Here is a 24513-nt window from a genome sequence, read left to right as displayed (position 1 = left end):
GTAAAGTAAAACAATAGAGACGTATTTTTCTATAACATTTTGAAACTACTTTTATTTTTCTTGTGGTATAATGGTAAATAGAATTTAATAAATTATATTTGATTTGTTAATATAAGAAGTGTTCGTGTAAAGGAGATACAATGAGTAAACATAGTGCCGAACTGAATGAGACGAAAGTAAAGATTTTACATGCGGCGGCTTTAATTGTAAAAAGGGAAGGCGCTACTGCGCTTACTCTGGAATCGGCGGCGAAAGAAGCTGGAATCAGTAAAGGTGGCTTGCTCTATCATTATCCAAATAAAGATACACTGATTAAATGTATGAATGAATATTTGCTCAATCAGTATCTGGATAATATTCAAACACGAGTTGCAGAAGCAAAGGATGTAAATTTAAGCAATGGCGGAAAATGGACGAGAGCTTATATTAAAGAATCCTTTGAGACGCAAGCACAAGACAATGATTATTCTACGGTACTGTTGACTTTGGCAGCACTGCAAAATGAAGATAGAACGATGTATCAAGAAAAACAAAAATATATGCAAAAATGTAGTGAGTCGGATAAAATAAATCCACTGATGGCAACGATTCTTCGTTTGGCAGCAGATGGTCTGCAATTTCATGAAGCATTAGGTCAGTCAGCAATAAACCCAGAAATGAGAGAAAAACTGGAAAAGACTATGTTAGATTTAACGGATGAACGTGAGGCTTGGCAAGGATCGTGGAGAAAGAGTTATTTATTGCCACGTTATAACATATAATCAGTCATTAAAAAAAGAAATTTTATTTCTTTTTTTATTTTAACTATTTACTGTACCGTCTGGACGGTTTATAATAAGATTGAATAAAATCAAAAGTCAAAGGAGGCGTATTTATGAATCAAAATCGAATTTTTTTCCTTGATAATTTACGGTCAGCAATTATTCTTTTAGTCGTGGTTTTTCATGCGGCATTAGCTTACATGATTTATGCACCAGAGTGGTGGTATGTTGTGGATACGAAGCGCGTGCTGTCGGCAGATATTTTTGTTATTTGGGCAGATATTTTTATTATGCCGGTAATGTTTTTTATTTCGGGTTATTTTGGTATTAAATCATTTGCAAAACGCAGCCAAGCTACTTTTTGGAAGGATAAATGGAAGCGGATTGGCTTCCCTTGGATTTTTGGTGCGATGGTACTTGCTCCGCATACTGCTTATTTGATGCTTGCAAGTCGTGATATTCCGATGAGCTTTTGGGATTTTTATCAAAACTTATTCTGGGGTGTGGCGTATCAGCAATCACATTATTGGTATCTAGGTGCATTGATGGCATTATATTTATTAATGACAATTGTATGTATCATTTATCCGGAGTTAAAAGAGCAGAAAACAGCTTCAAAACCGTCTGGAAGATTTATTTTTGGTTTGGGTATTCTCGGAGCGATTGGTGTTGGCGTGGTGAATTCAATTTGTAGTGATGGTGCTTGGATACATCCGCTATATTTACTGGTATTGCAACCAACTCGTGTACCTTTGTATTTGATTTATTTTGCGTTAGGCATTTATGCATATAGAAAACAATGGTTTACGCAAACGGGGTATTCACCATGTGCAAAGTTTTGGATTCCTGCGTTTATCCTTATGTCAATTGTATACACCACGCATAAATTATTAACGCAAGCAATTTTTCAATTATCTCCTGCAGATTACTTAGTGCTTAATGCAACATTACATTCATTTTTTTGCTTAGCTTCCGTTTTTGGCTTGCTTTCATTGTTTAAAGTTACTTTTGATTATACAACACCAATGTGGGCGACTTTATCTGCAACTTCTTATCCAATATATTACGTACATCAAACGATTGTCCAAGAAATGAACTGGGCAGTACGACCAATGGATACAAATGCATTTGTAAAATATGCAATTGTATGTGTGGTATCGCTAACGTTATGCTATCTCATTGGAAAATTCGTCTTGTTGAAGATACCTGCATTTGGACCAAGTAAAAGAAAATCAATAAATATGTAAAATTAATTGCTAGAACTATGCTTTAGGAAAAATAATGCATAGTTCTTTTTTTATAATAAAATGCGACTAGGATCCATCTAAAGCTTAGCCATCGGATAAATTTATTGTAAATAAGACAGACTAAGTTTTGATTTTACTGTTGCGAATCAATCTGTAGTAAAATATAATATACTTAAAGGTCAAAAAGTCAGAATGAAAACAGCAGGTGATAAAATTGAGTAATATTGCGGATTTAATAGAAGAATATATTTTGCGTAAATTAGCCGCTGAAGATAGTAGGAAGGTTGAACTGAGGAGAACGGATATTGCTGATGAAATTGAATGTGCACCTTCTCAAATTAGTTATGTTTTAAATACGCGATTTACACTTGAACGGGGTTTTACTGTAGAATCTCGAAGAGGATTAGGGGGATTTATTCGTATCACACGTGTACCTATCCAAAAAATGATTTATCGGGATATTTTGCAAGAAATAGATGAAGACATACCTTTTGAGAAGGTAAAATCTATTGTTCACTATTTATTGAAAAATCGTTTAATTAGTAATCGTGAAGCTGCATTGGTTATGCAATTTACTACGTTGGCTTTTCAACAGCCTAATTTAGAAGAACGAAAAAAAGCATTGCAAGTAATCTTTTTGACTTTGGCTGATTTTTCGTAAGGGAGAGGATTTAACATGCTATGTGATGATTGTAAGAAAAATCAAGCGTGTATTCGTTTAACGCAAGTGAGTAATGTAAATGCGAGTAAAATAGATAAGCATTTATGTGAGGAATGTGCAAAAAAATATGGTGATTTTATTTTTAATGTAAATCAAAATTTCTCGGTGAATGATTTTTTAGCGGGAATGTTTAATAAAAGTTTACCTGATACACCACAAGCGCAGCCTAGAGTCGAGGAATGCCCGAATTGTCATATGACATATCGGGATTTTAGCCGAAATGGGAAGATTGGTTGCAGTGTTTGTTATGAAACTTTTGCAAAAAAATTAGAACCGTTATTGCGTCGATTGCATGGGGATAGTTCGCATACAGGAAAAATTCCAAAACGATCTGGTGGACAAATAGAATTGCGGCAACGGATTACAAAAATGCGCAAAGTTTTATCAAATTACGTAGTAAATGAAGAGTATGAAGAAGCAGCTAAGCTGCGCGATGAGATTAAAGCATTAGAAAAGGAATTATCTAGTGAAGTGGGGTGAGAATATGAATAAAGAGTTACTATTAATGCCAAACAGTTCATGGATGGACGGCAGCGGAAACGAAAGTGACATTGTATTATCAAGCCGCGTTCGCTTGGCGAGAAATCTCGTTCGTATTCCTTTTCCAAATCGCGCCGATATTGCGCAGTTGGCTGCGGTTGAAAGAAAGGTTGTAGAACTATTATCGGATATTGAAACGGTAACAGGAAAGGCGTGTGATTTCATTGAACTAGATCAATTGACTTCTTTAGAGCGCAATGTATTAATTGAAAAGCATTTGATTAGCAATAACCACGTTGAGAATCCAGAAAATCGGGCATTACTACTTAGTGAGGATACAAAGGTCAGTCTCATGGTGAATGAAGAAGATCATTTGAGAATCCAATGTATGGTATCTGGTTTTGATTTAGTTGAACCGTTTAGATTAGCAACTCAGATTGATGATGTTATTGAAAGCAAATTGGATTTGGCGTTTAATGAGCAAATCGGCTATTTAACTTCTTGTCCGACAAATTTGGGCACGGGGATTCGTGCTTCGGTAATGATGCACTTGCCAGGTCTAGTTTTTACAAGGCAAATCAATAAAATTATCAATGCATCTACACAATTAGGATTGGCAGTGCGTGGATTATACGGAGAAGGCACCGATGTCATCGGAAATATTTTTCAAATTTCAAATCAATTGACGATGGGATTTAGTGAAAAAGAAATTATTGAAAATTTATCAAGTGCTGTTATGGAAATTTTAACGCACGAACGGGCGGCACGAAAAGCACTATATTCTCAATCGCCAGATAGTATGAGCGATAAAGTTTGGCGTTCTTTTGGTATATTAAAATATGCGCGTAGTATGGCTGCAAGTGAAGCTTTAGGACTTTTAAGTGAAATTCGTATGGGAATTGATTTGGGAATTATACAAAATGTACCGGCTGAAGTTTTCAATGAATTATTGGTGTCTACGCGACCTAATTTTTTACAAAACAAAAAAGAACATGCAAACTTATCACAAAGTGAAATTAATCGTGAACGTGCAAGCGTGATTCGCGCTGTGTTGAGTAGTTTAACAAATGCTTAATTGCTAAGTTGGGGTGAAAAAAATGCAAGGTAGATTTACAGAAAGAGCTGTGAAAGTATTGAAATTGGCGCAATATGAAGCGCAAGAATTAGGACATAATTATATTGGTACAGAACATTTATTGTTGGGATTAGTACATGAGGGGGAAGGCGTTGCCGCCAAAGCATTGCAACTCATGCAAGTGGATTTGAATACACTTCGTGAGAAAATCGTGATGGGTGTCGGTACAGGACAAGGGAATGCAAATGAGCTTTATTACACTCCGCGTGCAAAACGTGTAATGGAATTAGCTCTAGCGGAAGCACAAGACCTGGGACATAATTATATTGGTACAGAACATATTTTATTGGGTCTGTTACGTGAAAATGAAGGGATTGCGGCCAAGGTATTGCAGTCAATGGGAGCTGATCTGTCCAAAGTTCGCCAAGTTGTATTGGAAATGATTGGAAGTAGTATCGGCGGGCAGAGTCCGAGTGGTGGTGAAAAACCACGAGGTAAAGGAAAAGCCGGTAATACGATGACACCTACTTTAGATAGTTATAGCCGTAATTTGAATGCGTTAGTAGAGGAAGGAAAACTTGATCCGGTTATTGGTCGTGAAGTTGAAATTGAACGTGTGATTCAAATTTTAAGCCGTAGAACGAAGAATAATCCAGTATTGATTGGTGAGCCAGGAGTAGGAAAAACCGCAGTAGCCGAAGGGCTTGCACAAAGAATTGTGATGGGAGCTGTACCAGAAGTCTTGACAGGTAAGCGTGTAATGTCACTTAATATTGCAACAGTGCTTGCGGGGGCAAAGTATCGAGGGGAATTTGAAGAAAGATTGCGTAAGATTATTGATGAAGTAAGAGCTGCTGGCGATGTTATTTTATTTATTGATGAATTGCATACATTAATTGGTGCTGGAGCTGCAGAAGGTTCAATTGATGCGGCAAATATTTTAAAACCAGCATTGGCGCGTGGGGAATTGCAAGCAATTGGTGCAACGACATTAAATGAGTACAAAAAATATATAGAAAAAGATTCTGCTTTAGAGAGAAGGTTTCAAACAATTTTTGTTGGTGAGCCTACTGTCGAGGCGGCAATTAAAATATTAGAAGGGATTCGCGATAAATATGAAGCTTTTCATCGGGCAAAGATTACAGATGAAGCAATTGAAGCTGCTGTAAAATTATCGCACCGTTATATTTCTGATCGGTTCTTGCCAGATAAAGCAATTGATTTAATGGATGAAGCATCTTCAAGGGTAAGATTAAAGGCTTCTTCTCACCCAGTAGATATAAAATCATTAGAAAAAGAGTTAGAACGTCTTAGACTGGAAAAAGAAGCGGCAATTACTTCACAGGATTATGAAGCAGCAGCAAAAATTCGTGACTCTGAATTACAAGTTAAGGATGCTTTGTCAATTAAACAAAAGCAATGGAATGAACGTGAAAGTACACGTATTGTCGTTGCGGCAAATGATATCGCTGATGTTGTCGCAGCGTGGACGGGAATTCCAGTAAAACAATTAGCCGCCGAAGAATCAGAACGATTATTAAATTTAGAAAAGATTCTTCATGCGCGTGTGATTGGTCAAGATGATGCTGTTGAAGCTGTAGCAAAAGCAGTACGTCGTGCAAGAGCTGGGCTAAAAGAAGTGAAACGTCCAATTGGTTCCTTCTTATTTTTAGGACCAACTGGCGTAGGAAAGACAGAACTTGCGAGAGCGCTTGCTGAAAGTTTATTTGGTGATGAAAATGCGATGATTCGTTTCGATATGTCTGAATACATGGAAAAGCATACCGTATCTCGGTTAATTGGTGCACCGCCGGGTTATGTTGGTTTTGAAGAGGGCGGACAGTTAACCGATGCAGTACGTCGTAAACCATATGCTGTAATTTTATTAGATGAAATTGAAAAAGCGCATTATGATGTATTCAACATATTATTGCAAGTATTGGAAGATGGACGGTTAACGGATAGCCAAGGTAGAACCGTCGATTTTAAGAATACTGTAATTATCATGACTTCTAATGTTGGAGCAAAACACTTAAAACAAGAAGGCAAAGCGGTTGGATTTAATGTTGGCATTGATAAAGAACGTGACGATATGGCGGCGAAGAAGTTAGTGCTAGATGAAGTAAAACGCATATTCCGACCGGAATTTATTAATCGTATCGATGAATTGATCGTATTTAAGGCATTAGGCAAAGAAGAACTTGTACAAATTATCGATATTATGCTCAAGGACGTAAATAAACGATTAAAAGAAATGCAGATTGAGATGGAAGTCACAGCGGAGGCAAAAGATGTGATCATTAGAGAAGGTAGTGACTTTACTTATGGCGCACGTCCATTAAAGCGAGCAATTCAAAAATTAGTCGAAGATGAAATTGCCGAACTATTATTAAAAGGTGAAATTACTAAAGGTGATTCTTTAATAGTAGAAAGCCAAAATGAAAAACTACATTTTGGAAGAAAATAAAAAGTTGGAGCAATGCTCCAACTTTTTATTTTTAGCTTAAATTCTTCATTATTAAATATATTTTAGAATTAATAACAAAAAAGAATATATAATTTTGTATACAAAATCAATAGATTTTGTGATTTGGTTTTGTTATAATGATAAAGTATAGTAGCAAAGACGCTATTCCTTCTTAAAATAGTTGGAGTTGTCTTTGTTTTTTTTATATAGGAAATGAAAAGAAAATCACAATTAAAGAAGGGGGATAAATATTATAATCTAGAAATTGCATGTATTTATAATTAATCTAGTTATATGCAGGAGGAATGTTTATGATGATTTGGGCCGGAATAGTTATGGTTTTAGTTACAATTTATTTTTTGGTGAAACGTTATGATGCACGTTTGGTATTATTGGCATCTGGCATTATTATGGCTTCTGTAGCTGGAACTCCAATGGAAGCGTTTGCTGCTTTTTCAAAGAGTATGACGAATAGTGGATTGATACAAGCTGTTTGTTCCGTTATGGGGTTTGCAATGGTGATGCGCTATACAAAATGTGATAAACATTTAATCAATTTAATGGCAAATGGACTTTCTAAATTTCGTCCATTATTAATTCCAGGTGTTGTTTTAGGAACTTTTGCTATCAATATTGCTTTACCTAGCGCAGCAGGAACAGCAGCTGCAGCAGGTGCAATTTTTGTTCCATTAATGATGGGGGCAGGAATTCATCCAGCGATGGCAGCAGCTGCTGTAAAGTGTGGCACATATGGAAGTATGCTTAATCCTGGATTAGCCCATAATCCTTTTGTTGCTAAAATTGCAGGGGTGGATGTAATGGATGTTATTGCATTTCAATATAAAGCGAATATTACGTCCCTTATTGTAGCAGCGGTACTAATTACGTTGATTGCCTATTATAGAAAAGAGCATAAGGGATATACAGCAGAAGGTCTTGAGATTGAAGGTTCATTTAAAGTAAATGTATTATACGCATGTATGCCAATTCTCCCTATTTTGATTTTGATTCTCGGTTCATCTGGAGTGGTACCAGAGTTTAAAATGGATGTTCCGGCAGCAATGATTATTGGATCTATATTAGCTTTATTAGCAACACGTACGAATCCTGTAAATTTAACGAATGCCTTTTTTGACGGGATGGGAAAAGCTTATGCAGATATTTTAGGTATTATTATTGCAGCAGGGGTATTTGTATCTGGATTAACATCGATGGGATTGGTAAAAACTTTTATTTCTGCAATGATTGATAATCCTGCAATTGTAAAAATTTGCGCAGCTATGGGACCATTTTTATTAGGCTTTATTACAGGTTCAGGGGATGCTGCAACGTTTGCCTTTAATGAAGCAGTAACACCTCACGCGGTAGACTTTGGTATGACTTCATTGCAAATGGGAAGTATGTCTACTTTGGGAGGTACGTTAGGGCGTACAATTTCTCCAATTGCTGGTGCGACAATTATCGTAGCAGGTATTGCTGGCGTAAATCCAATGGAAGTTACAAAACGTAATGGATTACCAATTGTTTTTGCAATGATTGCAGGAATGCTTGTTTTAGCTATGTAATTTGTATTTAAATAATAAAAGAAGGGAATAAGGCGAAAATGGATGCGGTTGATAAAAAAATTATAAACTTAGCAGATAAATTACAGGGGGCAATTGTTGCAAGAAGACGTGATTTACATAAATATCCTGAAACTGCTTGGACAGAATTTCGTACAGCATCAATTGTTATAAAAACATTGCAGCAGCTTGGCTATGATGTTCAATTTGGCGAAGAAGTTATTGTAGAGAGTAAAATGATGGGCGTACCATCAGAAATAATACTAGAAGACCAAATGAAAAGAGCAATTTCACAAGGGGCAGATCCGGATTTAGTAAAGAAAATGATAGGCGGAAAAACTGGAGTTGTTGCAAGCTACAAGTTTAGTAAACCAGGTCCAGTACTTGGTCTACGTTTTGATATGGATGCTAATGATGCTAATGAAACAACAGAAGCGAATCATCGCCCCAATAAATGCGGATTTGCATCTGTAAATGCGAATGCTATGCATGCCTGTGGACATGATGGACATACTTCAGTTGGATTGGCAGTAGCAGAAATTTTGATGCAAATGAAGGATGAATTAGCAGGTACGGTAAAATTATTTTTTCAACCAGCTGAAGAAGGTGTACGTGGAGCAAAGGCTATGGTTGAGAGCGGTTTAGCAGATAATATTGATTATATGTTAGGTGCACATTTTGGATTTAAGGCGAATAAGACGGGACAAATTGCTTGTAATGTAACTGGATTTCTAGCGACTAGCAAATTTGATGCGGAATTTACTGGGGTTCCGGCTCATGCTGGTGCGGCTCCGGAAGTAGGGCGTAATGCGTTATTAGCAGCAGCTACAGCAGCTTTAAATCTTCATGCTATATCACGTCATAGTGATGGAACTTCACGAATTAATGTTGGAGTTTTGAATGCAGGAAGTGGACGCAATGTCATTCCGGCAAATGCAATTTTAAAGCTAGAAACTCGTGGTGCGACAAGTACTATTAATGAATATATGTCCAAAGAGGCAAAGCGGATTATTGAAGCTGCGGCTCAAATGTATGAGGTAAAGGTAAGAATTACTGAAATGGGTGGTGCCGCAGGCGGAAATAACACAAAGAATTTAGCGGATAAGATAACTACTGTTGCACAGCGCTTAGATATATTTAATGAAATTATTCCGCATAGTGATTTTGGCGCTAGTGAAGATTTTTCTTACTTCATGGAACGTGTACAAGAAAATGGTGGACAGGCTGCCTATATGATGGTAGGTGCAGATTTAGCGGCAGGACACCATGATTCATATTTTGATTTTGATGAAAGGTCACTTGGATTAGCGGTGAAAATTATTGCAGGTTCAGCTGCTGAATTGCTTTTGCAAAAATAAATTTTCTGGTGATATAAAAATAGATTGTACAAATTTTATTTGTACAATCTATTTTTATTAGCTATTTAATTTATAATGTTAAAGGATAGATTAATTTGTTTCACAAAGAATGTATTTCCAGGTGAAATCAGGGCGTAGATTAATTTTTATTTTAATTCTACTTTAATAATACCGCTGGAATAAGGTGCAATATCATATTGTTGGAAAACTAAAACTGGTGTGGTTGGACTTGTTAAGTAAAAATTACTTGGATACTGTGTAATTCCTTTAAAATCGTTATAAAGAGGAATAGAATTTTTTTCACAGTGAGCAAAAATTGCTTTGTTAATTTCAGATGGTTTATAGTCGAACATCTGAGTCAATTTTAATTCTTCGCCTGTTTTCAAATCATAATTAAAAGATGTGGAAATCGTTTGCCCATGAGCTCCACCCCAGAAGGTATAAGCTGTAAACTCAATACTAAACAAGTCATTGGATAAGTAGTGAACTTCATAAGTTAATTTAGCTTCTTCTGGTTTGACTTTTCCATCCGGCTGCATAAACTTCATTAAAAATAATTGAATGTCATGATTAATTTTATCTTGAACTTGTAGATTATCGTTGTTTACAAGTTGAGGAAAAGCTAATGAATAGACACCAGTCGCATATTGTTCATTACGTACTTCTGCAGCAAAAGACGTTTGAGGAACAATTGTTAAACATAAAGTAAAAATCGTAAAGATAATAGAAATTTGAGCAATACTTTTTTTCATTGATAAATCCTCCTTTTTTATTTATTATACTAAAAGAAATGAAGCTTGTCTTTAGGAGAAAAGAGGATTTAATTTTATTTTTGAGAAGTATTGTATAGATTGCAAAAGTGAAATGAGGAATTTTGATGGCGAAAAAAAAGACAGCTTATGTTTGCCAAGAATGTGGATATAATGCAACAAAATGGTTAGGTAAATGTCCTGGCTGTGGTGAATGGAATACATTAGTTGAGGAAAGGATTCAGCCTGAACGACAAGGGGGACTTAGTTTGGGGCTTTCGACAGGGAGTTCGCCTATTGCAATTGACGAAGTCACTACGGAGGATATGCCAAGATTTCATACGGGATCTATGGAACTGGATAGAGTTTTGGGTGGTGGTGTTATTCCGGGCTCTATGGTACTTGTGGTTGGGGATCCAGGAGTAGGAAAGTCGAGTTTAACATTAAAAGTTTGTGCAAATGTTGCGAAAAAACAAGGTAAAGTACTTTATGTTACGGGGGAAGAAAGTACTCGTCAAGTACGTATGCGGGCAGATCGATTAGATGCAATAGAAAAAGATTTACTTGTACTTAGTGAAACGAATTTAGAAATGATTGCAAAACAGGTTTTAGAGGTGAATCCTGAACTGCTTGTTATTGATTCGATTCAGACCGTTTTTAAACCAGAAATTCAAAGTGCACCAGGCAGTGTAAGCCAAGTGCGTGAAAGTGCTGTGGAACTACTAAGAATTGCAAAATTAAATTCAATTGCTGTCTTTGTAGTCGGGCATGTTACGAAAGATGGTGTTTTAGCAGGTCCGCGAGTTTTAGAGCATATTGTGGATACAGTTCTTTATTTCGAGGGTGAGAGAAACGCACAATTTAGAGTACTTAGAGCAGTAAAAAATAGATTTGGCAGTACGAATGAAATTGGTTTATTTGAAATGCGGGGAGAAGGATTAGTAGATGTGCCTGATGCATCAAAATTATTTTTGTCAGATTCGCCAACGAATGTACCAGGCAGTGTGATTATTCCAACGGTTGAGGGAACAAGACCTTTATTAGTTGAGGTACAGGCCTTAGTCAGTCAAACACCTTATATGCCGCCGCGTCGTACGGCTGATTTTGTGGATGTAAAGCGTATCCAGCTATTGCTTGCTGTTTTAGAAAAGCGAGTAGGAATGTTATTGGGAAATTGTGATGTATATGTAAAAGTTGCAGGGGGAATTAAAATTGATGAACCAGCAATTGACTTGGCACTTACGATTGCATTAGCTTCAAGCTTTCGCAACAATACAATAATGAATGAAACTGTTATTTTTGGTGAAGTAGGGCTTGCAGGAGAGGTAAGAGCTGTTACACAAGTGGAAAGCCGTGTACGTGAAGCGGTAAAAATGGGATTTAAACACATCATTTTACCCAAAAAGAATCTTACCAATTTATCTACAGATAAATTGGTAAGAGTATATGGAGTTGAAAATGTCCGCGAAGCATTAGAAATCGCTTTTCGGTAAAGGTTATAAGTGTATTTTTTTTACAAATTTAGCGAATGCATGATTCCCGTCTAATTTTACGACTTCATATAAGCTGTTGTCTTCAGCAAGGACTTCATCACCGATATAAACTTGAACGGAAACGGTCATTAATTCAATGGTTCCAGTTTCATCGGTGATGCGATAATAATCAAAAGGTTTAGCTGTTTTTATCTCTGGTGAAGGCGTTAGGGGGAAATTGTCATTCATATGATAATAAAATGTATAAATTTCAATAAAACAGAATATGATACATAGTGTCCATAAAATGTAAATGTTAAATTTTTTCATAGCGCACCTCAATTTGGTGGGATTTTTGATTGTAGCTTAACCGGACAAATTATTTTTATGTATAATTTTATAATAAAGGAAGACTTGGTCCAGGGCTTTTATTTAAATCTTATTTTTAACGAATTAGCTGTTTTTAACTTTAACGATAAAAGGTAGGAAGCTGGAAAGATGTGAATCAAAATCTTTTGTTTTCCGTGAATTGCTATTTTTTGAGAAGAGAGGGATGGACATTGGATAAATAAAAGAGAAAAAAGTTTTTATCTGGATTGACAATGTGATGATTGCGTGCTAAAATAATAAATTTTGACAAATAAATAATTCTATGTTATAATTTTAGCATATAGGAGGTGCTGCTGTGCTTAATGTAGGTGATAAGGTAGTATATCCAATGCATGGTGCTGGAGTTATTGAAGGCATAGAAGAATGTGAAGTAATGGGCAAGAGTAAGAATTATTATATTTTAATGATGCCTTTTGGTGGAATGAAAGTGATGATTCCAATGGACAATGTTGAAAATATAGGCTTGCGTGAAGTCATTACTGCATCAGATGTTGAAAAAGTTGTTGAAGTATTTAAAAATGAGCCTGAGCAAACGACAGGAAGTTGGAACCGTAGGTTTAATGCCAATTTATTGAAGATTAAAAGTGGCAGTATATACGATGTTGCTGAAGTTGTAAGAAATTTGATATTACAGGACCGTTCAAAAAAAATATCTACTGGTGAAAGAAGGTTATTGGATACTGCAAAGCAAATATTAGTTAGTGAGCTGGTGTTTGCTTGTGATAAGGATGCTTCAACAGTTGAGGCATGGGTTTATGATTTACTTGATAAAAATACGCCAGGTGACTGACGTATTTTTTTATTGATTTTTGGTTAGAATTGTAATATGTTAGGTATAATAATGTTAAAAGGAGGTGAATCTATGTTAGATAGAGTGTTAAGATTTGTTATCACGATTTTAATGGCTATTGTTGGTTTAATGTTGATGAGAATGGCGAGTCCGCTTGTCACGTTGCTCATCGGTGCAGAGTTTTCACAGATGGGCATATTTGGCATGACCTTAACTAATATATTATCTGTTTTATTTGGTGCTATTTTAGGGGGAGCGCTTGGTTTTTATTCATCTCCATGGATGATTAAAAAGCTAATCAGCTTTTCTGTGTGGGTAGAAGCACAATTAAACAAAATGCCGATTCATGATGTAATTACTGGGGCCATTGGTTTGGCTATTGGACTTATAATTGCTAATTTATTAGGTGCTGCTTTTTCTTCTCTTCCGATTGTTGGAAATTATGTTCCGGTTATCTTTAGTATTGTACTTGGTTATTTAGGAATGCATATTACATTGCAAAAACGCGACGAAATTGCAAGTATGATGGCAGGATTGGTTGCTTTGTTTACCAGACTTGTAAGAGAGATTCCTCGTGAACGCGATAAAGAAAAAGATAAAGATAAACAGAAAAAATCCGATAAAAGCAAGTATAAGCTTCTAGATACAAGTGTAATTATTGATGGACGTATTGCTGATATTTGTAAAAGTGGTTTTATTGAAGGAACGCTTTTAATCCCGGTATTTGTTTTAGAGGAGTTACAACATATTGCCGATTCGGCAGATCTTTTAAAACGAAATCGAGGCCGACGTGGTCTAGATGTGTTGAATCGAATTCAAAAAGAATTTGAGATGTTTGTTGAAATTGATGAACGAGATTTTGAAGATGTTAGTGAAGTTGATTCAAAATTAATTAAACTAGCACAAGTAGTGCAGGGGAAAATCATTACCAATGACTATAATTTAAATAAAGTTGCAGAATTGCAGGGGGTACCTGTCTTGAATATCAATGAGCTTTCAAATGCCGTAAAGCCGGTTGTGATTCCAGGTGAGGATATGATTGTTTGTGTAGTAAAAGACGGTAAAGAATTTGGTCAAGGTGTTGCCTATCTAGATGACGGTACGATGATTGTTGTTGAAGGCGGTAAAAAATTCATGGGAGAAACGATTGAAGTAGTTGTAACTTCTGTGTTGCAGACTGCGGCAGGTAGAATGATTTTTGCGAAACCTAAAACTGCGGTAGAAAAAGGCGCTTGAGCCTAATTTTGAATTTCACTAAAGAAAAAGTTCTACTTTTGTAAAAGAAAGTAGGACTTTTTTTGTTTTGGTTGAACTTTTATAATATCAGAAAAAAGTATTTCGGAAAATGAGGGAAATAATAATCATGATAACAGCGATTTTTCCTGCTGCCGGTCAAGGCAAACGCATGGGGATGAAAGTAAATAAAATTTTTTTGTCTTTAGGGGGAAAAACAGTTTTATATCATACGCTATATACTTTTTCAAAGTGTGAAATGATTGATGAGTTGGTTGTAGTTGCTTCGCCAGAAGAGGTAACAGTTGTACGTGAATTATTAAAGACAATGGATGGATTGAAACCTTGGCAGGTAGTTGCAGGCGGCTTAGAAAGACAATACTCAATTGATAATGCGCTTGAAGTCGTTTCTCCGGGAACTAAAATTATTTTAGTGCATGATGCGGCTAGGCCTATAATTTCAGCTAAAATTATAGAAAAGGTCATAGAGGAAACCCGTCAGCATGGTGCGACGATTACTGCGGTCCGAGCTAAGGACACGATTAAAGTGGTTGATGAAAAGGGAATTGTTATTGATACTCCCCAGCGTAATGGACTGTGGGCGGTTCAGACACCGCAAGGGTTTCAAGCAGATATTTTGAAGGATGCTTATCAAAAAGCAAAAGAAGATGATTTTCTTGGAACTGATGATGCTAGCTTAGTAGAACGAATGGGCAGAAAAGTCAAAGTCGTGGAAGGCGATTATACAAATATAAAAATAACGACACCGGAAGATTTAATTATGGCGGAATCGTTTATCAAACGGAGGAGTAATCAATGATTAGATTTGGAATGGGCTATGATGTACATAAATTAGTCGAAGGACGTAAATTGATTTTAGGAGGCGTAGAAATACCGCATACATTAGGGTTATTAGGACATTCGGATGCAGATGTTTTATTACATGCAATTTCGGATGCGTTGCTTGGTGCCGCTGCACTTGGCGACATAGGACGTCATTTCCCCGATACAGATGAAAAATATAAAGGAATTTCTAGCTTAGTTTTACTAAAACATGTAAAAGATTTATTAATGAAAAAAGGGTATATGGTAAATAATATCGATGCAACAATTGTTGCACAAAAACCAAAATTAGCGGGATTTATTCTACAAATGAATAAAAATATTTCCGAAGTCTTGGAAATTGATTTAGATGGTGTGAATGTAAAAGCGACGACAACAGAAGGGCTAGGTTTTGCGGGTATGCAAGAAGGAATTGCTTCATACGCTGTTGTTGGAATTAAAAAAGTATAAAGTAGACTTGATTTAGGTGGAGTGTTCACTTCTCCTAAATCTTAGCCATCGGATAAATTTATTTTATTTGTATAATTTTTTTCTAATGGTATATATTAAAAGTAATGATTTGGCAGGGAGGACTTGCGATGCGTACTTTTATTTGTACTATATTAATTTATTTCATGATGGCTGCAAGTTGTGTACAAGCAAATGGATTAAATCTGGAGTTATCAATGGGCGAAGATTCTCATTTATCGGGACGACTTTGGTATGATAATCAATTGATTTGGTCAGTTTTTTTTGCCGGAAAAAATTATGCACAGCCAGCAGTGGCAAATCAAAGTGATGGTAAAACGGTTATCATTACTCCGGAAATTGAGTCAGGTTTTTTCGTTTTTAAATTGCATTAATGAAAAAAATAGCATAAAATAGCTAGGATAAGGTTTTTCTTGTCTTAGCTATTTTGCATGTATAGATATTATTTGATAGAATATACATATTATTGTTTTGGAGGTTTTTACATATGTCAGAAGAAATACGTGTACGGTTTGCGCCAAGTCCAACCGGACCATTTCATATTGGTGGAGCAAGATCAGCATTGTTTAATTGGTTATTGGCAAAAAAATATCAAAATGGGAAATTAATTTTACGTATTGAAGATACAGATCGCGCAAGATCGACAAAAGAATCAGAAGAAAACATCAAAGAAGCACTAAAGTGGTTAGGTATTACTTGGGATGAGGGGATAGATGTAGGTGGTGAGTATGGTCCATATCGCCAAACAGAACGCCTTGATATTTATAAAGAATATACAGATAGATTAATTGCTGAAGGTAAAGCATATTATTGTTACTGCACGGATGAAGAGTTAGAAGCGGAACGTAAATCGTTGATGGAAAAAAATGAAATGCCGATTTACCAAGGTCGCTGTCGCCATTTAACGGAAGAGCAAAAAGCGAAATTTATTGCTGAAGGGCGTAAACCGACAATTCGTTTTAGAACACCGGAAAACGGGCAGATTGTGTTCGATGATTTAGTTCGTGGGAAAATGTGTTTTGAATCTAATGGTGTTGGTGATTTTGTTATCGTAAAATCAGATGGAATTCCAGTTTATAATTATGCTGTAGTTATTGACGATGCATCGATGAAAATTACACATGTTATTCGTGCCGAGGAACATCTTTCCAATACGCCTCGTCAAGTTGTGCTTTATGAAGCTTTAGGATTAAAAGTTCCGACCTTTGGGCACATCTCTTTAATTCTAGGTAAAGATAAAACAAAAATGAGTAAGCGTCACGGTGCTACTTCGGTTGAACAATATCGTAAACTTGGATATTTGCCAGAAGCAATTGTAAATTTCTTAGCCTTACTTGGGTGGGCACCAAATAGTGAACAGGAAATTTTCTCAAGTGAAGAATTAATTCAAGAATTCTCTATGGATAGAGTTGCAAAAAATCCGGCTGTTTTTGATATTGATAAATTAAATTGGATTAATGCACACTACATGAAGGAAGCTGATCCACAGTTAATTACGGATTTAGCAATTCCACATCTAGTTGAAGCTGGATATATTAAAGGTGAGTTAACTGATGAGGGAAAAGCGAAACTTAAAGAGTTCGTAGCAGTTGTACAAGATCATTTAAGTTATGCAGCACAAATCGTAGATTATGCAGGCATTTATTTTAATGATGATGTTGTTATCGAAGGTGAAGATGCAGAGGAAGCAAAAGCAATGCTACTTGATGAAGAAATTCCAGCAGTGATTGCATTATTTAAAGAAAAATTGAATGCTTTAGAAATAGTAGATGCTACAGGAGTAAAACCAATTTTAAAAGCGATTACAAAAGAGTTAAAAGTGGGCGGGAAAAAAGTATTCATGCCAATTCGTATTGCAATGACTGGTCAGATGCATGGTCCAGATTTAGTACAATTAATTGCAGTATTAGGTCGTGAAAGAGTTATTCAACGCATTGATAAAACAATGCAGAGTGTTAGAGGATAAGTAAGCATTATTTTATGATGTATATCATAGAATACAAGGTAAAAACAATGATGAGGAGAGTAAGTGAATCGAATCTTGACAGAGAGGCGTTGCAAAGCTGGAAGCAATGCTAAGGGGCGATCACCCAAATGCACCTCGGAGTTATTTGGCTGAAGATAGTAGGTCAAATCGGCAGCAACCGTTATTGTGTAAGTGAGACATTTATTTTTATTTGTCTAAACAGAGTGGAACCGCGGACCACCGTCTCTGTATGAGATGGCGGTCTTTTTTTATTCATTTTTAAAGGAGGAATATGATGTTTGCTCGTATAAAAGAGGATATTGATGTAGTTTTTGATCGTGATCCTGCGGCAAAGAGTGTTTGGGAAGTGTTATTTTGCTACCAAGGCTTGCATGCGATTTGGTTGTATCGGATTGCACACTATTTATTTGTACGTGGTTGGGTCGTTTTGCCGAGAATGATTTCAAATTTTGCTCGCTTTTTAACAGGAATTGAAATTCATCCAGGAGCAACAATTGGCAAAGGTTTGTTCATTGATCATGGTTCTGGTGTTGTCATTGGAGAAACTGCAGAAATTGGTGATAATGTAACGCTATATCAAGGCGTTACTTTGGGTGGTACTGGTAAAGAGAAAGGGAAGCGTCATCCGACGATTAAAAACAATGCTGTTGTAGCCTGTGGGGCTAAAGTATTGGGATCTTTCACCGTTGGAGAACATGCAAAAATTGGTGCAGGTTCTGTTGTTTTAAAACCTGTACCACCGTATGCGACAGTAGTAGGTATTCCAGGGAAAGTTGTATTAATGTATGGTAAAAAAATAGACGAAGATTCGAGATCTATTGATTTGGAACATAATAATTTACCAGATCCAGAAGAAGAAATGTGGTTGTGTATGCATCGTAACATTCAACAGCTGGAAGAACGTATTAAGCATTTGGAAAAGGAGTAGAAACAGTGAGTTTGAGAGTATATAATACATTGACGAAACGAAAAGAAGAATTTGTACCACAAGTAGCAGGTGAAGCAAGTATTTATGTATGTGGAGTAACACCGTATAATCATCCTCATATAGGAAATGCAAGACCTTTTGTTACATGGGATGTAATTAAACGTTACTTAAGAAAGTCAGGGTATAAAGTAAAACATATTCAAAATTTTACAGATGTTGATGATAAGATTATTCGGACGGCAAATCAAGAAGGGGTAAAATGGTCAGACATTTCCAATCGTTACATTGATGCATATTTTAAAGTGATGGATCAATTACATGTAGAGCACGCCGATGTTTATCCAAAAGTATCTGAGCATATGGGTGAGATTATTCATATGATTGAAGTTCTAGTGGAAAAAGGTTACGCTTATCCATTAGATGGTGATGTATATTATAGTGTTGAAAGATTTGAAGGTTATGGTAAATTAAGTGGTAGAAAATTAGAAGATATGCAAGCTGGTGCACGTGTAGATATAGATCAACGTAAAGAAAATCCCATGGATTTTGCTCTATGGAAAAGTGCGAAACCGGGTGAACCGGCTTGGGAAAGTCCTTGGGGAAAAGGCAGACCAGGTTGGCATATTGAATGCTCGGCAATGTCGCTTAAATATTTAGGGGAAACGTTTGACTTTCATGGTGGTGGCAGTGATTTGATTTTCCCTCATCATGAAAATGAAATTGCCCAATCACAGGCTTGTTGTTCTAATCATGATAGCTTCGTAAAATATTGGCTACATAATGGCTTTATTACAATTAATGAAGAAAAAATGAGCAAATCGCTAAATAATTTCTTTACTGTATTAGATATTTTGGAAAAATATCCGGCAGAAGTTTTACGTTTCTTTATTGTTGCTACACATTATCGTAGTCCGCTTGACTTTAGTGATGAACGCTTAAACGAAGCAGCGCGCAGCCTTGACCGTCTAAAAACGGCAATGGAAAACTGTATGGAATTAGAAAAACATGCAGAAGGAGAAACAAGTGAAATTAGCAAGTCTTTAGTTGATGCTGCGAAACAGGCAAAAGCAGATTTCTATGCGGCAATGGATGATGATTTTAATACTGCATTAGCACTAAGCAGTATGTTTGCCTTAGCAAAAGAAATCAATGTATATTATAATGCGATAACAACAGGGAAAATTACACACGCGAAAGAAGATTTCATCATTGCCCATGATGTTTATTTTGATATGGCGGATATCTTGGGAATTTTAATTGATGTACGCGAAGGAAAACAAGAGGAGGATCAAGAAATGGTTGAAGATTTGATGAAGATTATTATTGAGTTACGTCAAGAAGCACGTCAAAATAAGGACTGGGCAACTGCAGATAAAATTCGCGATGGATTAAATGCAATTGGTGTGACCTTAGAAGATTCACCAACAGGCGTTAGGTGGAAAAAATAATGCAATTTGAACATTTTAAATATCTTGTGGATACGATGTTTCAAGAAGAAGAAACAGGTGGATTGAAACAGAAGTATCACGATATAAAAGTAGAAGCTATGCATCCGCTAGTTTTAGCATATATTGGTGATGCATATTTCAATTTATATGTACGGGGCAAACTTTTGGCTTATGAACAGAACAAGGTGCAAGTGCTGCATAGTTTTGGGGCGAAAATTGTTTCGGCAGCTTGGCAGGCAGTTGCTTATCAAGGAATTGCTGAAGAATTAACAGAAGAAGAGCAAACATTTTTTAAGCGAGGGCGTAACGCAAAAAGCCATGTGCCTAAAAGTGCGACAGTTGCTGAGTATCGTGCAAGTACCGGCTTTGAATCATTATTGGGGGCACTTTATTTAAGTGAGAGGTTTGACCGCTTAAATGACCTTGTAGAAAAATCTTTTCAAATTATTGCAAAAGCGATGATGCAAAAAACACGAAAAAAATGATTTCGAAGATCATAATGTTGGCTGGTAGAACCTTGGTTTTGCCAGCCAGCGTTCTCTTGTTGTTTTGATTTGTGTAAATTTAGGGGGATAGTGATGAAAATTACGCAATTTACCGCAACTGGCTTACAGGAATTAGAAGCTTGTTTAGAGATGAATGAAATTAATCGAATCGGCGAAAGTGAATTAAGAAGTTTATTAAAAACGATTAACTTGTCGTTTATTTATGAGGATATCAATCGCTTGCAAAGTACGTTAATTTGTGAATGCAAAGACTCCTATGTGCAGCAGAGTCAACGATATGTGTCATTAACGGAAGATGCTTATGACTTGCCGGAGTTGAGCAAAGAGGATGAAATTCAAGCGAATTCATTGTTAAAAGAAGCCTTTTCTCTATACGCCGAAATGTCAGAAAAAAAAGCGGGTGAGTTTAAAGGTCGTCCCAAAATTGAGCATTACTTACATGGAATTCCAATTGAAGATGCACGCTATATTTTGCCTTTAATGGCAAAAACAAATGTATGTACAGCAATGGCAGGAGACAAACTAATTGATTTATTTCGTTTATTTAATGATGTACAGTATGGTGCATTATTTCATGAAATCGCTGAAAGTTTGCAAGAGTTCGTTCCAAAGCGTTTATTTATGCTAATTTGTCAGCAGAATAATCGTGAGATACATTCAGAATTAGTGGAAAGTTTTTATGCAGAGATGTTTGCTAAATTATCACCGACGGATAATTTAGTTTTTTTCGATCAATGCGGGGAACTAGATAAAAAAGTAGGATTTGGTGCGTTGACGAGTACTATGAAAGACGCGCCGTCAGCTGTGATTGCACGCTGGGGTGAGGAAGCAGATACAAAGGCTCGCGGAGTAGTAGAGCGTGTTTTGGGATATGGACATGACAGCATTGCCGAACAGGCAAGAGTCCGTTTTGCGATGATGTGTAGTTTAGTGACGTATCATCAACAAGAACGCCATAGAATCACATCGAATTATCGGGAGGATTTTGTAAAAGTAATCTTAGATGAAAATCGTGAAGTAAAAATTCCACAGACGATTAATAATTCTAAATTTAAAGAGCGCTTTATTGAATTGACGAAAAAATTTAAAGATTTTCGTTTAGATATAGCTAAGCGTTATGGTATGGATAAAGCAATGTGCTTTTTATTAAATTGTGATCAAATAAAATTGATGATTTCCACAAATGCACGGGCGGATATTTCCATGCTTGCAGATCGAACTTGTATGAATGCACAATGGGAAATTCGTGAATTGGCAATTAAAAAGGTGATCGCACTTAGAACTTTATCACCTGTATTATATGAAAAAGCTTTACCTTCTTGTGTAAAAGGTATTTGCCGTGAAGGAAGAATGTCTTGTGGACAAGCAGGAAAAGTTCGGGAGTTATTTGCAAAACTTTAATAAAAGGAAGATGGCTATGGAAAACAATATGACAGATGAGATGATTGTTGGCAGAAACAGTGTGATGGAAGCTATAAAAAGTGGACGGGTAAATAAGATTTTGTTGGCAAAAGGTGATAGACAGGGTTCGATTCGCGAAGTTATTGGTGTGGCAAAAGAAAAAGGTATACTGATTCAAGATGTTGATATAAAGAAAATTAATGATTTGGCAAAAGGCTTGAGACATCAAGGCGTTTTGGCGTATGTTGCACCTGTTGAATATGTTGAGCTTGAAGATATTTTAGCAAAAGCGGAGGCTGCTGGTCAGCCACCTTTTATTGTTTTATTAGATGAATTAGAAGACCCACATAATTTAGGGGCGATTCTTCGGACTGCTGACGCAGCAGGAGTACATGGTGTGCTTATACCAAAACGTCGTAGTTGTCCACTTTCGGCTACAGTTGCAAAAACTTCGGCGGGTGCGGTAGAATATGTACCCGTTGCGAAAATTGGCAACGTCGCGCAAACGATTAAGGAATTGCAAAAACTTGGCATGTGGGTTGTCGGGGCAGATATGGACGGCGATAAAGATTATTATGAAGCGGATTTAACAGGTCCGTTAGTATTGGTCATTGGTAGCGAAGGTAAAGGAATTGGCAGATTAACCAAAGAAGTGTGTGATTTTCTCGTAAGGATTCCGATGCAGGGGAAAATAAACTCACTTAATGCATCGGTAGCAGGATCAATTTTAATGTATGAATCTATGAAACAACGTCAAATTAAATGAGAATATAATTAAGCCAATATAAAAGAAAGAGGTACTGTAAGAGTATCTCTTTCTTTTATATTAAGGGTAGTTTATAATGAATAGAGATTGTAGATTCATAGGAGATACAAGATGAAAAAGCATAAAAAAGAGCACTACATCATTGATGGATATAATGTAATAAATTCATGGCCAGAGCTTGTTGCACTACGTGATAATTTATCCTATGCTAGAGATCGTCTAATTGATATTATGGCTGAATATGGAGCGTTTGAACATTATGATATAACGATAGTTTTTGATGCATTATTTGTTGGTGGAAATGAATCACATTATGAAATAAATGAAAATTTAGTGGTTGTATACACTGAGGAAGGAGAGACCGCAGATAGCTATATTGAAAAATTTGCTTATCAATTGGTACGCGAGGGCAAAGAAGTGTATGTAGTTACCTCGGACGGAATTGAACAAAGTGTGATATTAGGAGCTGGAGCATATCGTATTCCATCAAAAGAAATGTTAAGGAATGTAAAAAAGACAAAGAAGAAAATAGCAGAGGAATATACTTTGCCTAAACATAAAATTCAGAGACGTGAATTAGGCGGTCGAATAAATGATGATATTGCAAAAAAATTAGATATTTTGCGGAAAAAGCAATAGAAACTATGGAAATATGAGGAGTATTTCTTAAAATGCTTGACTAGTATGGGGTGCTAGGGTATAATTTGCAGTAAAGTAAACATGTCTATTGCTTTTTTGGAGGCGCTTAATTGCGTTTTTTTTTCTGTTTTATTGGTCTGCAAGTTAAACGAAAGTGTTTATTTTGAATTCATTTAGAAGTTTTAGGTGTTGCTCTTCATGAAAGAGTTTGGTTTATATTAAATATAGTGTTTGGGAAATGCCGTTAGGAGGTGGTGCGATGCGTACAAATACTCAAAGTGAAGATTTGTATAGTGTCTTTGAGAACATGACAGATGAAGAGATTGTTGCTGAAGCCAAAGAAAATAATAATACTATCGCACTAAATTATCTAATTAATAAGTATCGTAATTTCGTTAGAGCGAAGGCTCGTTCTTACTTTTTGATTGGTGCTGACCGTGAGGATATTATTCAAGAAGGTATGATTGGTTTATACAAAGCAATTCGTGATTTTCGTAATGATAAGTTATCTTCTTTTCGGGCTTTTGCTGAGCTTTGTGTTACCAGACAGATTATTACAGCAATAAAAACAGCTACAAGACAGAAACATATTCCGTTAAATTCTTATGTTTCTTTAAATAAACCTATATATGATGAAGATTCAGATCGCACATTACTTGATGTACTATCTGGTTCGAAAATTTCAGATCCAGAGGAATTAGTAATTAGCAGAGAAGAATTTATAGATATTGAGTCCAAAATGGGACAAATCCTAAGTGACCTTGAATGGAAAGTTTTAATGGCATATCTTGATGGAAAATCTTATCAGGAAATTGCAGTAGAGCTTGATCGTCATGTAAAATCTATAGATAATGCTTTGCAACGTGTAAAACGTAAATTAGAACGCTACTTAGAAAATCGTAGTGATGATACAGATGTAAATACTGTATACAATGGACTTACGACGATAAATAAGCAGCTACATGGATTATGTGGTGGACTAGGACACGATTGATAAAAAGCATAGAAAGTTAATGCGAATATAAAAAGTGGACAAGGTTAAAATTGATTAGAAATAATCATTTATAAAAGAAAAATTGAGATTGTGTCATATAAAAAAAGGCATCTATTAAATGATTAGATGCCTTTTTTCATGGTATGTTTTGTATTGTATGAAGGATGAAATAGTAATTTTGACGAATACATAAATGATAAAACTTTTATCCGGAATTATTTACCGAGA

General features: G+C 36.0%; 24 protein-coding genes and 1 other annotated feature. Of the genes, 22 read left to right on the top strand and 2 right to left on the bottom strand.

Annotated elements, in window-relative coordinates; genetic code table 11:
• Positions 1-140 precede the first annotated feature (140 nt).
• The 8 genes from ACWZFG_RS05790 (at position 141) to ACWZFG_RS05755 (ending at position 9671) form a co-directional block, all read left to right on the top strand.
• Entirely contained in the window at positions 141-761 is a 621-nt protein-coding gene (locus ACWZFG_RS05790; protein WP_177505668.1) for a TetR/AcrR family transcriptional regulator, read from the top strand.
• A 113-nt stretch (positions 762-874) separates the two neighbouring features.
• Positions 875-2008, top strand: a complete 1134-nt coding sequence (locus ACWZFG_RS05785) for an acyltransferase family protein (RefSeq protein ID WP_177505669.1) — start codon at positions 875-877, stop codon at positions 2006-2008.
• Positions 2009-2222: 214 nt separating this feature from the next.
• The gene (locus ACWZFG_RS05780; protein ID WP_177505670.1) at positions 2223-2669 is read left to right on the top strand and encodes a CtsR family transcriptional regulator; all 447 of its coding nucleotides are present in this window, start codon (positions 2223-2225) and stop codon (positions 2667-2669) included.
• 15 nt (positions 2670-2684) lie between these two features.
• Positions 2685-3209 carry a UvrB/UvrC motif-containing protein gene (locus tag ACWZFG_RS05775; RefSeq protein WP_177505671.1) on the top strand — a complete coding sequence of 175 codons (525 nt, stop codon included), beginning with the start codon at positions 2685-2687 and terminating at the stop codon, positions 3207-3209.
• A gap of 4 nt (positions 3210-3213) precedes the next feature.
• Positions 3214-4284 carry a protein arginine kinase gene (locus ACWZFG_RS05770; protein WP_177505672.1) on the top strand — a complete coding sequence of 357 codons (1071 nt, stop codon included), beginning with the start codon at positions 3214-3216 and terminating at the stop codon, positions 4282-4284.
• A gap of 22 nt (positions 4285-4306) precedes the next feature.
• Entirely contained in the window at positions 4307-6751 is a 2445-nt protein-coding gene (locus ACWZFG_RS05765) for an AAA family ATPase (RefSeq protein ID WP_177505673.1), read from the top strand.
• A 311-nt stretch (positions 6752-7062) separates the two neighbouring features.
• Positions 7063-8316, top strand: coding sequence for a C4-dicarboxylate transporter DcuC (gene dcuC / locus ACWZFG_RS05760; RefSeq protein ID WP_177505674.1), 1254 nt, complete (start codon positions 7063-7065; stop codon positions 8314-8316).
• Between the two features lie 38 nt (positions 8317-8354).
• Complete coding sequence (locus ACWZFG_RS05755; RefSeq protein ID WP_177505675.1) at positions 8355-9671, top strand: amidohydrolase; 1317 nt, start codon at positions 8355-8357, stop codon at positions 9669-9671.
• A 146-nt stretch (positions 9672-9817) separates the two neighbouring features.
• Here ACWZFG_RS05755 and ACWZFG_RS05750 read toward each other — a convergent pair whose 3' ends face one another.
• The gene (locus ACWZFG_RS05750; protein ID WP_177505676.1) at positions 9818-10423 is read right to left on the bottom strand and encodes a DUF3298 and DUF4163 domain-containing protein; all 606 of its coding nucleotides are present in this window, start codon (positions 10421-10423) and stop codon (positions 9818-9820) included.
• Positions 10424-10545: 122 nt separating this feature from the next.
• On the opposite strand from ACWZFG_RS05750, the gene radA reads away from it, so the two are divergent.
• On the top strand, positions 10546-11913 hold the full coding sequence (gene radA / locus ACWZFG_RS05745; protein ID WP_177505677.1) for a DNA repair protein RadA: 1368 nt from the start codon (positions 10546-10548) through the stop codon (positions 11911-11913).
• A gap of 3 nt (positions 11914-11916) precedes the next feature.
• Here the strand turns inward: radA and ACWZFG_RS05740 are convergent, their stop codons facing one another.
• Positions 11917-12141, bottom strand: a complete 225-nt coding sequence (locus tag ACWZFG_RS05740) for a hypothetical protein (protein ID WP_455577232.1) — start codon at positions 12139-12141, stop codon at positions 11917-11919.
• A gap of 436 nt (positions 12142-12577) precedes the next feature.
• Between ACWZFG_RS05740 and ACWZFG_RS05735 the strand changes: the two genes are divergently transcribed.
• The 13 genes from ACWZFG_RS05735 (at position 12578) to sigH (ending at position 24285) form a co-directional block, all read left to right on the top strand.
• Positions 12578-13072 (top strand): CarD family transcriptional regulator, encoded by a 495-nt coding sequence (locus ACWZFG_RS05735; RefSeq protein ID WP_147670267.1) that lies wholly within the window; start codon positions 12578-12580, stop codon positions 13070-13072.
• 72 nt (positions 13073-13144) lie between these two features.
• The gene (locus tag ACWZFG_RS05730) at positions 13145-14308 is read left to right on the top strand and encodes a PIN/TRAM domain-containing protein (protein ID WP_177505679.1); all 1164 of its coding nucleotides are present in this window, start codon (positions 13145-13147) and stop codon (positions 14306-14308) included.
• 109 nt (positions 14309-14417) lie between these two features.
• Complete coding sequence (gene ispD / locus ACWZFG_RS05725) at positions 14418-15125, top strand: 2-C-methyl-D-erythritol 4-phosphate cytidylyltransferase (RefSeq protein ID WP_455577231.1); 708 nt, start codon at positions 14418-14420, stop codon at positions 15123-15125.
• Positions 15122-15598, top strand: coding sequence for a 2-C-methyl-D-erythritol 2,4-cyclodiphosphate synthase (gene ispF, locus ACWZFG_RS05720; RefSeq protein WP_177505681.1), 477 nt, complete (start codon positions 15122-15124; stop codon positions 15596-15598). Before ispD ends, ispF begins: the two co-directional genes overlap by 4 nt.
• A gap of 128 nt (positions 15599-15726) precedes the next feature.
• Positions 15727-15990 (top strand): hypothetical protein, encoded by a 264-nt coding sequence (locus ACWZFG_RS05715; RefSeq protein ID WP_177505682.1) that lies wholly within the window; start codon positions 15727-15729, stop codon positions 15988-15990.
• A gap of 113 nt (positions 15991-16103) precedes the next feature.
• Positions 16104-17582 carry a glutamate--tRNA ligase gene (gene gltX / locus ACWZFG_RS05710; RefSeq protein WP_177505683.1) on the top strand — a complete coding sequence of 493 codons (1479 nt, stop codon included), beginning with the start codon at positions 16104-16106 and terminating at the stop codon, positions 17580-17582.
• Between the two features lie 38 nt (positions 17583-17620).
• Positions 17621-17833: a binding site (T-box leader), on the top strand.
• A gap of 44 nt (positions 17834-17877) precedes the next feature.
• Entirely contained in the window at positions 17878-18531 is a 654-nt protein-coding gene (cysE, locus tag ACWZFG_RS05705; protein ID WP_177505684.1) for a serine O-acetyltransferase, read from the top strand.
• Between the two features lie 5 nt (positions 18532-18536).
• The gene (gene cysS / locus ACWZFG_RS05700) at positions 18537-19979 is read left to right on the top strand and encodes a cysteine--tRNA ligase (protein WP_455577230.1); all 1443 of its coding nucleotides are present in this window, start codon (positions 18537-18539) and stop codon (positions 19977-19979) included.
• On the top strand, positions 19979-20464 hold the full coding sequence (locus ACWZFG_RS05695; protein WP_177505686.1) for a Mini-ribonuclease 3: 486 nt from the start codon (positions 19979-19981) through the stop codon (positions 20462-20464). Before cysS ends, ACWZFG_RS05695 begins: the two co-directional genes overlap by 1 nt.
• Before the next feature lie 93 nt (positions 20465-20557).
• A complete protein-coding gene (locus ACWZFG_RS05690) occupies positions 20558-21886 on the top strand; it encodes an FAD-dependent thymidylate synthase (RefSeq protein ID WP_177505687.1) in 1329 nt (442 codons plus the stop codon).
• 16 nt (positions 21887-21902) lie between these two features.
• A complete protein-coding gene (gene rlmB / locus ACWZFG_RS05685) occupies positions 21903-22652 on the top strand; it encodes a 23S rRNA (guanosine(2251)-2'-O)-methyltransferase RlmB (RefSeq protein WP_455577229.1) in 750 nt (249 codons plus the stop codon).
• A 111-nt stretch (positions 22653-22763) separates the two neighbouring features.
• Positions 22764-23291, top strand: a complete 528-nt coding sequence (locus ACWZFG_RS05680; protein WP_147670288.1) for an NYN domain-containing protein — start codon at positions 22764-22766, stop codon at positions 23289-23291.
• A 259-nt stretch (positions 23292-23550) separates the two neighbouring features.
• Complete coding sequence (gene sigH / locus ACWZFG_RS05675; protein WP_147670290.1) at positions 23551-24285, top strand: RNA polymerase sporulation sigma factor SigH; 735 nt, start codon at positions 23551-23553, stop codon at positions 24283-24285.
• Positions 24286-24513: the final 228 nt, after the last annotated feature.

It is taken from the genome of Anaerosinus sp. (assembly GCF_965318445.1).
This window is presented reverse-complemented; position numbering and strand designations above follow the sequence as displayed.